At 58.5% G+C, this 14,071-nt stretch carries 11 protein-coding genes; 7 read left to right on the forward strand and 4 right to left on the reverse strand.

The features are described 5' to 3' along the window. Nucleotides 1-39: 39 nt before the first annotated feature. Together GKN89_RS08025 and GKN89_RS08030 are read right to left on the reverse strand one after the other, a co-directional pair. Nucleotides 40-1,224 carry an MFS transporter gene (locus GKN89_RS08025; RefSeq protein ID WP_154746745.1) on the reverse strand — a complete coding sequence of 395 codons (1,185 nt, stop codon included), beginning with the start codon at nucleotides 1,222-1,224 and terminating at the stop codon, nucleotides 40-42. 212 nt (nucleotides 1,225-1,436) lie between these two features. Then, nucleotides 1,437-4,436: an amino acid adenylation domain-containing protein gene (locus GKN89_RS08030; RefSeq protein WP_154746746.1), complete on the reverse strand. Its 3,000-nt coding sequence runs from the start codon at nucleotides 4,434-4,436 to the stop codon at nucleotides 1,437-1,439. Between the two features lie 329 nt (nucleotides 4,437-4,765). On the opposite strand from GKN89_RS08030, the gene cqsA reads away from it, so the two are divergent. The 4 genes from cqsA (at nucleotide 4,766) to fabG (ending at nucleotide 9,461) form a co-directional block, all read left to right on the forward strand. Beyond that, complete coding sequence (gene cqsA, locus GKN89_RS08035; RefSeq protein WP_074054790.1) at nucleotides 4,766-5,926, forward strand: alpha-hydroxyketone-type quorum-sensing autoinducer synthase; 1,161 nt, start codon at nucleotides 4,766-4,768, stop codon at nucleotides 5,924-5,926. A gap of 131 nt (nucleotides 5,927-6,057) precedes the next feature. Beyond that, a complete protein-coding gene (locus GKN89_RS08040) occupies nucleotides 6,058-6,567 on the forward strand; it encodes a pyridoxamine 5'-phosphate oxidase family protein (RefSeq protein WP_230328959.1) in 510 nt (169 codons plus the stop codon). Further along, entirely contained in the window at nucleotides 6,564-8,522 is a 1,959-nt protein-coding gene (gene acs / locus GKN89_RS08045; RefSeq protein WP_154746747.1) for an acetate--CoA ligase, read from the forward strand. The genes GKN89_RS08040 and acs overlap by 4 nt, the downstream gene beginning before the upstream one ends. A 186-nt stretch (nucleotides 8,523-8,708) precedes the next feature. Beyond that, nucleotides 8,709-9,461: a 3-oxoacyl-ACP reductase FabG gene (gene fabG, locus GKN89_RS08050; RefSeq protein ID WP_019453908.1), complete on the forward strand. Its 753-nt coding sequence runs from the start codon at nucleotides 8,709-8,711 to the stop codon at nucleotides 9,459-9,461. A 46-nt stretch (nucleotides 9,462-9,507) separates the two neighbouring features. Here fabG and lsrK read toward each other — a convergent pair whose 3' ends face one another. Continuing rightward, nucleotides 9,508-11,073 (reverse strand): autoinducer-2 kinase, encoded by a 1,566-nt coding sequence (lsrK, locus tag GKN89_RS08055; protein WP_195934002.1) that lies wholly within the window; start codon nucleotides 11,071-11,073, stop codon nucleotides 9,508-9,510. 193 nt (nucleotides 11,074-11,266) lie between these two features. Here lsrK and lsrG point away from each other — a divergent pair, with 193 nt between their 5' ends. From lsrG to GKN89_RS08070, 3 genes are all read left to right on the forward strand, one after another. Beyond that, nucleotides 11,267-11,560, forward strand: coding sequence for a (4S)-4-hydroxy-5-phosphonooxypentane-2,3-dione isomerase (gene lsrG / locus GKN89_RS08060; RefSeq protein ID WP_063918973.1), 294 nt, complete (start codon nucleotides 11,267-11,269; stop codon nucleotides 11,558-11,560). 87 nt (nucleotides 11,561-11,647) lie between these two features. Beyond that, entirely contained in the window at nucleotides 11,648-12,553 is a 906-nt protein-coding gene (locus GKN89_RS08065) for an EamA family transporter (RefSeq protein ID WP_025160008.1), read from the forward strand. Nucleotides 12,554-12,636: 83 nt separating this feature from the next. Next, the gene (locus GKN89_RS08070; RefSeq protein ID WP_154746748.1) at nucleotides 12,637-13,227 is read left to right on the forward strand and encodes a LysE family translocator; all 591 of its coding nucleotides are present in this window, start codon (nucleotides 12,637-12,639) and stop codon (nucleotides 13,225-13,227) included. On the opposite strand, the gene GKN89_RS08075 is transcribed toward GKN89_RS08070, so the two are convergent. Next, nucleotides 13,203-14,030, reverse strand: coding sequence for an AraC family transcriptional regulator (locus tag GKN89_RS08075; RefSeq protein WP_154746749.1), 828 nt, complete (start codon nucleotides 14,028-14,030; stop codon nucleotides 13,203-13,205). The genes GKN89_RS08070 and GKN89_RS08075 overlap by 25 nt on opposite strands. Nucleotides 14,031-14,071 lie beyond the last annotated feature (41 nt).

Genomic DNA, 14,071 nt, shown 5'->3' on the forward strand with positions numbered 1-14,071 from the left:
CGGCTGCCGCCGGCGCGTGTTTATGCGGGTAAATAATGATTAACACTGTTTAGCGCCAATCACGCCGGCGCGCAAGCTGAGACCGAACACCAGCGCGGCGGAGAGGATCAGCGCGCCGCCGAACAGCATGGCGCTGCTGACGCCCTGCCAGTCCACCACCTCGCCGCCCAGCAATGCGCCGGAGGCCAGCGCGATTTGGACGACGCACACCAGCAGCGCCTGGCCGGTCTCCGGCGCCTGCGGCACCGCGGCGAACATCCAGTTGGTGGCGCACACCGGTACGGCGCCAAAGGCCAGTCCCCAGACCATCACCATCAGCGTGGCGCCGCCGAGGCCGCTGAGCAGCGGTGAGACGATCAGGATGCCCGCCAACATGGCGGCGATCAGGATAAAGGTGGCGCGCAGGCTGTATTCCCCCAGGCGTTCGCCGAGGAACGTGCCCAGCAGGCCGACGGCGCCATAGGCCAACAGCTGCAGCGAGATGGCCGACGGGCTGAGCACGAACACCTGCTGCAGCAGGGGGCGCAGATAGGTATAGGCGGCGAAGTGGCCGATGAACAGCAGCACGATGGCGATAAGGCCGATGCGCGCCATCGGCAGGCGCAGCGGCAGCACCAGATCGCGCGGCGTGACCGGCCGGGACGGCGGCACCGACGTCAGTAAGCGCAGTTGCGCCAACAGTACGCCGACCGCCAGCGCCGCGCCGCCGAAGAAGGCGGCGCGCCAGCCGAACAGATCGCCGACCAGTGCGCCGATCGGCACGCCGCACACCGCGCCGACCGAAACGCCGCTGAGGATCAGCGCGGTGGCTCGCCCCTGGCTGGCTTCCGGCACCAGATGGCGGCCATAGTTGGCGGCGAACGACCAGAAGCCGCCGACGCAGACGCCCAGCAGCACGCGGCCGAGCAACATCATCGGAAAGTTGACGGCCAGCGCCGCCACCAGATTGGATACCACCAGCAGCAACGACAGCCCCAGCATCAATAAACGCCGATCCAGGCGGCCGGACATCAGGCTCAATGCGGGGGCGGCCACCGCCGCCACGATGCCGGGCATGGTGACCATCAACCCGGCGCTGCCGGTACTGACGCCGAGCGAGGGGGCGATGTTGGTCAGCAGACCGATCGGCAGAAACTCGGTGGTGACCATGACAAAACAGGCAACCGTCAGCGAGAAGATCGCCAACCACGGGGATGATGCAGGGTTATCTTTATGATTCAGCATAATGCCGCTCTTCTCAGGTGAATGCGCAAGCCGCGCGAGGGGCGCAGCGTGACCGAAATCACAATTTACGGCAGGCGAGAGCGGCGGATAAATCCATTCACGGTGGTTACACTGTTTCTGAGGGGGAATAATCGTGTTCGGCTCAGGCCGTCATCGAGATGAGCGGACGGGACAACAATGGCGGATCCCGCCCGCACCGGTTTTATCGCCGGTCAGTTCACATTGCTTCCTCGATAACCGATCGACTGTCGCAAATAGCGCGCCAGCACTTCACGGGTAAATTGCGCTTCCTGAATCGCACTGCCTTGCAAAAATTTCTTCACGTTGCGTTTGTCCCACTGGTAGGTGTTTTGATACAGCTCCGCCGTCGATTGCCCCCCGGTGGCATTGTCCTTCATCAGGCTCAACAAAGGATAAAGCGGTGATTCGGGGTCAGCTTCCCAATGTTCAAACCACTCGGCCAGTGGTTGGCGTTGGAAGCTGAAGCCAAAATGCTGCTCCAGCAGGCCGAAAAACGCATCCATCGTCAGGCTGTCTTCGGGCTCGGGGGTCAGATGGAATTTATGCCCTAACGCCTGAGGATTCCGGCTGATATGGGCAATCACGCTGGTGATGTAATCGACGGTGGTCAATCCTTCGCGAAACTCGTGCAGCGTGGGGACGATGCCGCAATCCAGGCAGGTCTTAACCAGGTTTCCCCACCACTGATAGTCTGCGCTGACGCCCGTTCCGCTGTGGTTGGTCGCATAGCCCAGCCGGAAAGTCATCATCGGCAGGCCGCGGGCGGCCGCCAGATTGGCGACTTTCTCCATGACCCATTTGCTGCGCACGTAGCCAATATCGGTCAGCACCTCCGGCAGATTCAAATCGATATCGTCATCTTCATGCATGATCCACCGTTCGGAATGCGGCGGCTTCCAGCTGTAGACGGCAATGGAGGAGAGCAGCATCAGCGGTTTGGTGCGCCCCTGCGCCGCAAAGCGAATAATCTCCCGCACCCCCTGCACGTTAATATGCTTCAGGTAAGAGTAAGGCTGGATAAAGTTTACCGCACCGGCAGAGTGATAAACGATGTCGGTCTCCTGACTTAACCGTTGATATTCCGCCGTCGTGAGGCCTAACTGCGGTTGCGCAATATCGCCGCAGAGCGGCAAGGTTCGCGCGAGCTGATCCTCTGTCAGCGCAATGCGGTAGTGCGCGAGTGCCTGCAGCAGCCGCTGCCGCGCAGTATGCGCATCTGGGCCGCGGATCAAGCAATAAATCTTCGCTTCGGTGCTGCGTAGCAGGTCGGCCATAAGGTGGCTACCGACAAAACCGGTGGTACCCGTCAGCAGAATGCAACGTGGCGCGGTAATTTGGCGTTCGTCGAAACGGGGATCGATGTGAAGATCGTCCGGCAGGAAAATATCGTCTTGCAGAATGCGCAGCGGTTCGGCCGCGCTGCTCGACGAAATAGTCTGGCTGCGCTGCTCAAGCGCTTCGGCTAATAGGCGAATGGTCGGGTGATCGTAGATATCGTGCACATAGGTGCGAACACCTGTTCTCTCTGAAATCGCGACCGCCATTTTTGCCGCCGTCAGAGAGTGGCCGCCTGAATGAACGAAGTTGTCGTTCGGCCCAGGTAAAACGCCCAGAAGTGCCTGCCAGATTTCGGCCAGAGGCGCTTCACGAGGGGTAAAGGACGATTTATGCAAGGCGGATTCGGTGCATTGTCGCTGGTGGTGGGCCAGCAGGGCATGCTTATCCACCTTATTGTTTATCGTCAGCGGCAGACGCGGCAACACGATCATCGCCGAAGGCATGAAGTAAGCCGGCAGTGCGTCGCCGAGATGTCGCCGCAGCGATTCCTGGAACTCATAAGAATCAGCGGCGTGCGAACTGACAAACGCCAGTATGCGTTTTTCTAGATCGGGCTCGTCTTGCACCAGCGCAACGGCGCTTTTCACCTGCGGGTGTCGCAGCAGGACGCTTTCAATTTCCCCCAGCTCTATGCGGTTGCCGCGAATTTTAACCTGGTCGTCGAGTCGGCCCAGATATTGAATCCGCCCGTCCGGCAGTCGACAGGCGCGATCGCCGCTGCGGTAAAGGCGTGTACCCGGCGTAAACGGTGAAGGGATGAAGCGTTGGTTCGTCATTTCAGCATCGCCTAAATAGCCGACGGCCAAACCGGGACCGCCGATAAACAGCTCACCGGGTTCGCCATCCTTGAGCGGCTGCAGGTTGTCATCCAAAATAAACGCTTCTGCACCCGCGATCGGCATGCCGATGCTGGCCACAGGGTTGGTGCTGGCGCAGGCGACTGGGTTGCAGGTGGTGAAAATGGTCGCCTCGGTAGGGCCGTAATAATCTACCAGCGGGTAATCGATCTGCGACAGGCTGACGGGGTTCAGCTTTTCGCCGGCAGTAAACAGATAACGCAGCGAGAGTTCGGGCGGCTGCGGGGCGCTGACAATCTCCGGCACGAGTACCGTCGGAACAAAAGCATGAGTCAGGCGGCGGCGAGCAAAAAAATCGAGCAGCGCTGTGGGGCTCAGGCGTGTTTCTTCGCTATCCGGCAGCACCAGCGTGGCGCCGCAGATCAGTGGAGACCACACTTCCCACTGGGCGACATCGAATCCTATGCCGGCGATCAGCGTGCTGCGGCAGTGTTGATCCACGGCGAAATTCGCGTTGTGCCAGTTCACCAGGTTGTGCAACGCAGCGTGAGTGATCATGACGCCTTTCGGCATGCCCGTCGTGCCGGAGGTAAAGATCACATAGGCAATGTTGCTTGGCTCAGGCAGGGAAGAGGGGGGCGGTGCGGAGATAGGCTCTTGACTTGGCTTATCAATGGCAATCACCTGCAGCCCCGTTGTTTCAGCAAGATAAGAAAATGCGCTGCTTCCTATCAGTACCGCCGGCGAATGGCTTTGCCCAACAATTTGCGCAATGCGCTTTTCCGGGTTGTGAACATCGATGGGGATATAAGCGGCTCCCGCTTTAGCTATGCCCAGCATGCCGATAATAAACTCCGGCGTGCGTTGGACAATTAAAGGAATACAATGGCCTGGCCCTATTTCCGCCTGCTTCAGTCGGCTGCATAATCGATCGCTTTCTCGGTTCAATTGCTGATAGGTCATTTGCATGTCGCCATAAGCTATCGCGATATTATTTGGAGATTTAATGGACTGATTAATAAACTGTTCTATGACATTGTTAAACGTTTTAGACATTTTGCACTCCAGTTTTTATATCATGTGAGTAATCAATGATTGGACTTAGGCCGGAAAACATCTGTAAAAAGTAAACGTTAAGAGTCCCATTGTTATTAACAGGTGGTTTGCGTTGATGGGAACATACGGATTATGTCGGAGGTTTGCTAAAAATGTATTTTATTTTTATAAAGTGCCGTTAAAGGAATGGTATGAAAATGATTAAACTTTAAATTATTTTGTGGTTAATGTTAATTGTGTTGAGGCTTGTCGCAAACTTGACGAGGTAAAGTTCCTTGCGTATATAAAATGTACGCAGTTCTCGACCAACCTACCTGGAGAAATGCAATATGAAGAGAAAAGAGGTTCCTAATTTCTTAAGTAAAAGAATTCATGAGCGTTTTCAACATAGATTCAATACCGAATGGGGTGGGGTTAATTTATTTAAAGTTAATCCGAAAGATGATAATGATGTGATACTTTGCTCCAATGATTATCTGGGGCTTTGTGACGAAGAAAAGCTTCACCTCAGCAACAAAAGAGACAGGACGGGGGAGAAAATCATGTCGTCCGTGTTGCTCAATGAAACCAGCTATCAGGCGGAAGTTGAACGGGCGTTCACCGAGTTTTTCGGCACGGAGGACAGCATCATGTGCCAATCCGGCTATGCCGCCAACACCGGGCTGATCCAGGCTATCGCCAACGAGGATACGCCGGTCTATATCGATATTCTGGCGCATATGTCACTGCATGACGGCGTGCGCCTGGCCGGCGCGACATCCCATCCTTTCGCTCATAACAGCGCCGAAAGCGCCAGAAAAAAAATCGCTCGCCATGGCCCCGGCATCGTTGTCGTGGATACGGTATACAGCTCCAATGGGAGCATGTGCCCCATCGCGGATTTTGTCGCATTGGCGGAGGAAACCGGCTGTGTGCTGGTCGTCGATGAATCTCACTCTGCGGGCACGCACGGCCCGCAAGGACGCGGTGTCGTTTATGAGCAAGGGTTGACGGATAAAGTCGATTTTATCACGGCCAGTCTGGCTAAAACCTTTGCCGGCCGGGGCGGATTAATCACATGCCCGACCATTTTCAAAGACTATTTCCAGCTTGAATCGCACCCGTCATTGTTCAGTTCCTCCGTCATGAACTATGATTTGAAATGGTTTATGGATGCCATTGAATATATTAAAGCGGCGGACAAGAAAAGAGAGAAGTTGCATGCCCATTCGAAATATCTTCGCTCCACATTGGACGATTTGGGATATGACGTCTCCGGCGGCAGCGAGCAAATCATTTCATTGGAGATCGGTTCAGAGAAAGAAGTGATGTCGCTGAAAAACCATCTGGAGAGCAACGGAATATTGGCGACAATCTTTTGCTATCCGGCGACAACGAAAAATAAAGGGAAAGTAAGATTGACGGCAAATGCCAATCTCAGCAATCATGCTCTCGAACGAATTGTGGATGCATTTAGAGAATACAAGAAAATGACTTGCCAATCAGCATAATACTTCCGTCAGATTAAATGGCGTGCTTTGATTTTCTATGATTCGCAACGTTGATTTTTACATTTCATTGTCAGTGCTATATAAAATCTCACCTCTTACAAATTTGTTATTGGGTTTTATTTGGAGGCATTATGTCGATGTCAATTAAAGAGAGAAGTCTTTTCTTATTAAAGCACGCTCAATTTTTCACGCTTGCCAGCCGTTCTTTAGATGGTTCTGTTTGGGCTGCGACGCTCAGCTATGTGGTAAACCGCATACCGCTGAAAATAATCTGGTGTTCGGAGCGACATGCCAGGCATTCTGAAAACCTGCGCCATGATAACAGAGTCAGCGGCGCTCTTTATCTCGCTGACTTGCCCGTAGAGTCTCCATTAGGGATCGATGGCGCGCAGTTTATTGGCGTGTCGAGGGAAGTACCTGAAAATCAAACGGACGAGGTTTATCGTTATTTTTCATGTCAAAAATTCCCGGACGAGTCTATTCGAACGCAATGGATGCCGCCTTTGTCTGAGTTCGCCCGGCAGGGATCGCGGCGTTTTTATGAGCTGGATATTACCGAACTTTGGCTGCTGGATACCGATCGCTGGTTGGAAAGCAAAAAAGATAAAAGAATCGCCGTCGATCTGAGTAACGGCCTATGAAGCGGCCGCATAAACGCGCAGTTCCCGCCACCGTTGCACAAAACGCGCTGATCAATCGGGCACAATACGAACAATACTACCGGCGTTCAATCCAGGAGCCGGAGGCCTTCTGGAGGGAGCATGGCAAAATTCTGGATTGGATCAGGCCCTATACTCAGGTAAAAAACACCTCGTTTGAACCTGGGCGCGTCAGCATCCGTTGGTTTGAGGACGGCACGCTGAATGTGTCAGCCAACTGCCTGGATCGCCATCTGGCGAAGCGCGGCGATCGGCCCGCTCTCATCTGGGAGGGCGACGATCCGGCGCAATCCCGGACATTCACTTACCGGCAGTTGCATCACGACGTTTGCCGCTTCGCCAACGTGCTGAAAACACTCGGGGTTAACAAAGGCGACGTGGTGGCCATCTACATGCCGACGGTGCCGGAAACGGCAATTGCGATGCTGGCCTGCGCGCGCATCGGCGCCGTGCCTTCGGTGATCTTCGGCGGCTTCTCGCCGGAGGCGGTAGCCGGGCGCATTATCGGTTCCAGCGCGAAACTGGTGATCACCGCCGAGGAAGGGGTGCGCGCCGGTCGCCGCGTGCCGCTGAAGCAAAACGTCGATGAGGCGTTGAAAAAACCGGGGGTGAGCAGCGTGAGCAAGGTGGTGGTGCTGCAACGCATCGGCGCGTTGATCGGCTGGCAGGAAGGCCGCGACTGCTGGTGGCATGAGCTGATGCAAGACGCCGCCGCCGAGTGCGCGCCGGAAGAGATGAACGCCGAAGATCCACTGTTTATCATGTATACCTCCGGCTCGACCGGCAAACCCAAAGGGGTGTTGCACACGACCGGCGGCTATCTGGTGTACGCCGCCCTGAGCTTTAAATATGTGTTCGACTATCATGATGGCGATGTTTTCTGGTGCACCGCCGATATGGGGTGGGCGATCACCCACAGCTATTTGCTGTATGGCCCGTTGGCCTGCGGCGCCATCACGGTGATGTTTGAGGGCGTGCCCGGCTATCCGGGCGCCAATCGCCTGGCGCAGGTGATCGATAAGCACCGGGTCAACATTTTGTACACCGCGCCGACCGCCATTCGCGCGCTGATGGCTGAAGGCGACAGGGCGACCGAGGGCACCCGCCGCGATTCGCTGCGCATCATGGGCACGGCCGGCGAGCCTATCAACCCGGAAGCCTGGGCCTGGTATCACCGCGCTATCGGCAATGGCAAATGCCCGATTGTCGATACCTGGTGGCAAACTGAAACCGGCGGCGCCATGCTGACGCCGCTACCGGGCGTGACGGAGCTGAAGGCCGGCTCCGCCACGCGGCCATTTTTCGGCGTGCGGCCAGCGCTGGTCGATGGCAGCGGCAGGCTATTGGAGGGGGAATGTGAGGGCAACCTGGTGATCCTCGACTCCTGGCCGGGCCAGGCGCGTACGTTGATTGGCGAGCATGAACGTTTCGAACAGGCCTATTTCTCGACGTTTAAAGGCATGTACTTCAGCGGCGACGGCGCTCGTCGCGATGAGGACGGCGATTACTGGATAACCGGCCGCGTCGACGATGTGCTGAACGTTTCCGGCCATCGCATGGGGACCGCCGAAATCGAGTCCGCGCTGGTGTCGCACCCGAAGATCGCCGAAGCGGCGGTGGTCGGCATTCCTCATCACATCAAGGGGCAGTCGATTTACGCCTATGTCATGTTGAACCGCGGCGAGGCGCCGACGCCTGAGCTGTATGCCGAGGTACGCAACTGGGTGCGCCAGGAGATCGGCGCTATCGCCGTGCCTGACGTGCTGCACTGGACGGATGCGTTACCCAAGACGCGTTCCGGCAAAATCATGCGTCGCATCCTGCGTAATATCGCCATTGGCGATACCGATAATCATGGCGATACCTCTACGCTGGCGGAACCGGATGTGATCGACAAGTTGCTGGAAGAAAAGCGGTCAATGAACCTGTCTTTATAAAGCGGGCATGGCGCTCTCCTTTCATTGGCATTCAATCGATGTCAATAATTTGCCGAGTAATATAAATAATTGTAATTATTACTTATTTTTTTGCTGCATTTTTGACTTCTCGGCTATTCGACTCTAGGGTTAATTGCTTTTTCATTTTATCAACGATGAATGAGGTTGTTTTTAATGGAGGGAAACATGGCAGGCAGAAAGGTGTTGGTGACCGGCGGGAGCGGCGGCATCGGGTTGGGCATTGCGCTTTATTTCGCCAAAAAAGGCGCTCAGGTGGGGATTGTGGGGCGCGGTGAAGAGAGAATCGCCGCTGCGCAAGACAAGGCGCAGGGCATGGGACTGACGCTGCAAGGGTACGCCTGCGATGTCCGCGACGCCAACAAACTCAACGCGACCGTAGAGCGCTTCGCGGCACATAATGGCGGCCTGGATGTGTTGTGCTGCAATGCCGGTGTTTTTCCTTCCGTACCGCTCAATCAGATGACGGAGCAGCAATGGGACGACGTTCACGCTATTAACAGTAAAGGCACCTTCTTCAGCGTGCAGGCGGCGTATCCTTGGCTGAAACAATCCGCCTGCGGGCGGATTGTGCTGACTTCGTCGATCACCGGCCCTTTAACGGGCTATCCCGGCTGGGCGCATTATGCGTCAAGTAAAGCGGCGCAGCTGGGCTTTATGCGCTCTGCGGCGCTTGAGTTTGCCGCTGACCAGATCACCGTCAACGCCGTATTGCCGGGCAACGTCCTGACGGAAGGACTGAGTGAAATGGGGGAGGAGTATATCGCGGATATAGAAAGAACCATTCCACTGAAACGGCTGGGCTCCGTGGATGATATTGCGGCGGCGGTCTGTTTCCTGGCGTCTGAAGACGCCGGTTACATTACCGGGCAGACGATCGTCGTTGACGGCGGGTTGGTGTTGCCGGAAACGCTGGCTTAAGCCGGACTCTCGGGCAAACGGGCGCCTGGCGGCGCCCGTTTGCGTTTTAAAGCCCCGGCGCTTTCCACATGGAGGTGGTCAGGCCGTTATCCACCAGCGTCAGCTGATCGGCGTAAACCTGCCGCCAGTTTTCCTTCTGCTCCTGATACAAGGCGTGGTTGATCATGTCCGGCTGATGTTCGCGCTCCCAGCGCACCAGGCGCTCGCCGGTTTCGGCCAGCGATTCGTACAGCCCGGCGCCGACGCCGGCGGCGATGGCGCAGCCCAGCGCGGTGGCCTCTTTCACCACCGGTACCCGTACCGTCAGCCCGGTGACGTCGCTGAGGATCTGACTCCACAGTTTGCCCTTCGCACCGCCGCCGGCGAACACCAGCGAGCGGGCCTGCACGCCCGAGAAGGCGGCGATCTGCTCCAGATTACAGGCGGAGACGATGGCGGCGTTCTCTTCCAGCGCGCGAAACAGCGTCTGTTTGTTGCAGCGTTCCGGATCGATCGACAGGTTGATGAACGACGGCGCGGCGTGATACCAGGTTTTGAAATGCATAGCGTCGGAAAAGATTGGCATCACGCCGTAGGCGCCCGGCGGCACTCTGGCCGCCATCTCTTCCAGCAGGCTGTAGGCGTCGACGCCCAACCGCTCCGCCAGCAGCTTCTCTTCGGCGCAGAACGCGTCGCGGAACCAGCGCATGGTCAGGCCGGTAAAGAAGCTGATGGATTCCGCCTGCGCCATGCCGGGAATGACGTGAGGATTGATGCGGATATTCATCTCCGGATCGATGGCCGGCTCCGGCAGGTTAACGATTTGCTGCCAGAAGGTGCCGCCGAGCACCGCCGTTTGCCCGGCGCGCACGATGCCGAGCCCCAAGCTGCCGAGTTGCACGTCGCCGCCGCCCATCACCACCGGGGTGCCGCGCAGCAGCCCGCTCTCCTGCGCCGCCTGTTCGGTGACGCGCCCCAGCACGCTGCCGGTCTCTTTCACCGGCGACAGCATGTCGGCGCGCAGGCCGGCCATATCGAGCAGCGCCGGCCGCCAGTCGCGGCTGGCCAGATCCAGCATGCCGGTGGTGCCGGCGTTGGAAGGATCGACCGCCAGCTCGCCGCTGAGCATGTTGGCCAACCAGTCGCTGATCATGGTCAGCGTCGCCGCCTGGCGGTAGATATCCGGCCGATGGTGCGCCAGCCACAGCAGGCGTGGCATGGCGCTCAACGCCAGCGTCTGGCCGGAATAGTGATACACCTCGCGTTCGAAACCGTGGTTGTGCAGCTCTTTCAGCTCGCTGACTTCGTGGCTGGCGCGCGCATCGACGTTGGCGCAGGCCCAGATCGGCACGCCGTTGCGATCGTACAGAACGATGCCTTCACGCATCGAGCAGCAGGCCACCGCGCGGATCGCCTGAGCGCTCAATCCCGCGCGTTGCATCGCCTGGCGGATGCACTGACAGGCCAGCTGCCAGTTGCGGCTGAGGTCGAACTCCATCGAGCCGGGCACGCCCGGCACCGCCAGATGCTGCCACTCCGCCTGGCCGTGCGCGATCTGATTGCCCGCCAAATCGAAGATCACCGCGCGAATACTGCCTGTTCCTGCGTCCAGCGCCATCAAGTAGTTATCCATAGCCTATGCTCTCAGGGGGAGGAGTGTTAACTATAGATGCCGCCGCCTTGCCCCGCCGGGGAAGGTATGGGCACCGCCGGTGCGATTTGTGAGCCAGGCGGCAAAATTGCCGTTGCGGCAGGGCAATCGACGGGAATGAACCTATGGTTGGAAAGCGCCATGTTACGGCGCGCCGTTTAAACAAGGAGCTGTCATGCACGTCACATTGGTTGAGATCAACGTTAAACAGGACAAGATCGACGAATTTGTCGAGGTTTTCCGCGCCAATCACCTGGGGGCGATCGAAGAGCCGGGCAATCTGCGCTTCGACGTGCTGCAGGATGAGCATATTCCAACGCGGTTTTACATCTACGAAGCCTATCGCGACGAGCAGGCGGTGGCGGCGCACAAGCAGACTCCGCACTATCTGCAGTGCGTGGAGAAGCTGGAAGCGCTGATGACCGGTCCGCGCAAGAAAACAACCTTTATCGGCCTGATGCCGGAATAATCGACGGATTTTGCCGGTGTCCATACGCCCGGTTTGGCTATAACCTGCAAGCTAAAGCGAATTTTCAATGGGATAAGCGGGGCGAGGATGACATTGCGCGATCGGCTGTTGGCGCTGTTGGTGGTGGTGATCTGGGGCGTGAATTTCGTCGTGATCAAGTTCGGTTTACAGGGCATGCCGCCGTTTCTGCTGGCCGGAATGCGTTTTTTGCTGGTGGCGTTGCCGGCGATCTTCTTTATCCCGCGCCCGACCATTCCGTGGAAATGGCTGTTGCTGTACGGCATGACCATGAGCTTCGCGCAGTTCGCTTTTCTGTTCGTCGCCATCAAGGTGGGCATGCCGGCGGGATTGGCTTCGCTGGTGCTGCAGGCGCAGGTGTTCTTCACCCTGTTGCTGGGGGTCGTGCTGATGGGCGACAAGCTGCGCGTCAATCATTTCGTCGGCATCGCTATCGCCAGCGGCGGCATGCTGGTGCTGGCGCAGGCCAGCCTGCATAAGCCGGGCAGCGGCGCGGTGCCTCTGGCGGGCCTGTTGCTGACCCTGGCGGCGGCGTTTTCCTGGGCGCTGGGCAACCTGACCAACAAGAAGATCCTGGCCGGTTTCCCGCAGCGTAATATCTTATCGCTGGTGGTGTGGAGCGCGCCGATCCCGGTGGTGCCGTTCCTGGCCTGCAGTTGGCTGTTCGACGGCCCGCAGGCGGTGCTGAGCAGCCTGAGCCATGTGCAGCTCGGCACCTGGCTGGCGGTTGCCTACCTGGCGTTCGCCGCCACGCTGTTCGGTTATTCGGTGTGGGGCAGCCTGCTGGGGCGCTACGAGACCTGGCGCGTTGCACCGCTGACGCTGCTGGTGCCGCTGGTCGGGCTGTTCGCCGCCTGGTTGCTGCTGGACGAAGCGCTGTCGCCGGCTCAGTTCGGCGGCGCATTGCTGGTGCTGGCTGGCATGGCGGTCAATACCTTCGGGCTACCGCGCCGCCGGGCGGCGATCGCGCGTTAAACCGAACAGGGCAATTCTGTTCAATACCGGGTCGGCGCGGCCCGGCACTCTGGTGCCTGTGAATATTTTCTCAGGTGCCTATCATGAACATTTACCTCTCTATGGCCGCGTTTGCGCTGGCGGCCTCCATCACCCCCGGCCCGGTCAACATCGTCGCATTGAGCGCCGGGGCGCAATTCGGCTTTGGCGCGACCCAGCGTCACGTGTTCGGCGCCACGCTGGGGTTTACCCTGTTGTTGGTGCTGCTGGGATTGGGCATGCACCAGCTGCTGATCCTGTGGCCGGTGTTGACCCGCTTGATCCAGTGGGCCGGCGTGGCCTTCCTGCTGTTTATGGCTTATCGCCTGGCGTTTGATGATGGCAATTTGGGCCGCGGCGCGGTACGGCCGCCTTCCTGGCGCTACGGTGCGCTGATGCAATGGCTGAACCCCAAGGCGTGGCTGGCGTCGGTGGCCAGCCTCGGCGCCTTTGTCGGCGACGGCGATTGGCTGCTGCTGTGGCAGTTCGCCGGGCTCTACTTTGTGATTTGCTATGCCTCGGTGGCCTGCTGGGCCTATGTCGGCGCGATGCTGCGCGGCCTGCTCAGGCAGGCGCGCAACGTGCAGCGTTTCAACCGCGCGATGGCGCTGCTGTTGGCGGCCAGCGCCTGCTATCTGCTGGCTGAGGGTTTTTGATACTGGCCCGGCGTGGCGGCCAACAGCTGTTTGAAGGTGCGCTGAAAGTGCGCCTGATCGGCAAAACCGCTTTCGCTGGCGGCGGCGGCGATCGGCAGGCCGCTTTTCAACAGGCGGTGGCCGTGCTGCACGCGGCGATTGACCAGATAGGCGTGCGGCGTCATGCCGTAACGCTGGCGGAAGGCGCGGATCAGGTAAGAGGGCGACAGGGCGGCGGCGCGGCAAATGTCTTCCAGCGTCAGTGCCTGGGTGCAGTGCGCGTCGATGAACGCCGCCGCCGCTTCCAGCCGGGGATGCGGCGTTGTTTCGGGATGGCGGATGTCGCCCAGCGCGCGCAGCAGGGCGCTGAAATACTCCACCATGGCGATCTGCTTTTCCAGCGCGCCGCACTGCGGAGCCGTCAGTAGCGCGTACAGCCGCTTCAGGCCGCTGAACAGCTCTGGATCGCGGCTAAGCGGTTGGCTAAAGGGGACAAAACGGTCGCCGTCGCCGCCGAGCAGTTCCTGCTGCAGCGCGCCGATCCAGGCGAGATCGAGATAGAACATGATGTACGACCAACGGCGGTCGGCTATCGGGTTGCAGGCATGCGCCTGCTGCGGGTTGATGATCACCAGATCGCCGGCGCCGACCTGCATGCGCCGCTCGCCGTTGACATAGGTGCTGATGCCGCCGGTGATGGCGCCGATGGAAAAGAATTCGTGGCTGTGCAGGCTGTAGCACACCTGGCGGCCATCCTCGATGGCGCGTGCTTCGACAAACGGCAACTGTGGATCGCGCCAGAACTGCGGCGTTTTTTCACTCATACGCTTTCCTTTTCACTGCGGCGGCATCACAGTGTTATAGC

The sequence above is a fragment of the Serratia sp. YC16 genome, assembly GCF_009707615.1.
Lineage (GTDB): Bacteria > Pseudomonadota > Gammaproteobacteria > Enterobacterales > Enterobacteriaceae > Serratia > Serratia surfactantfaciens.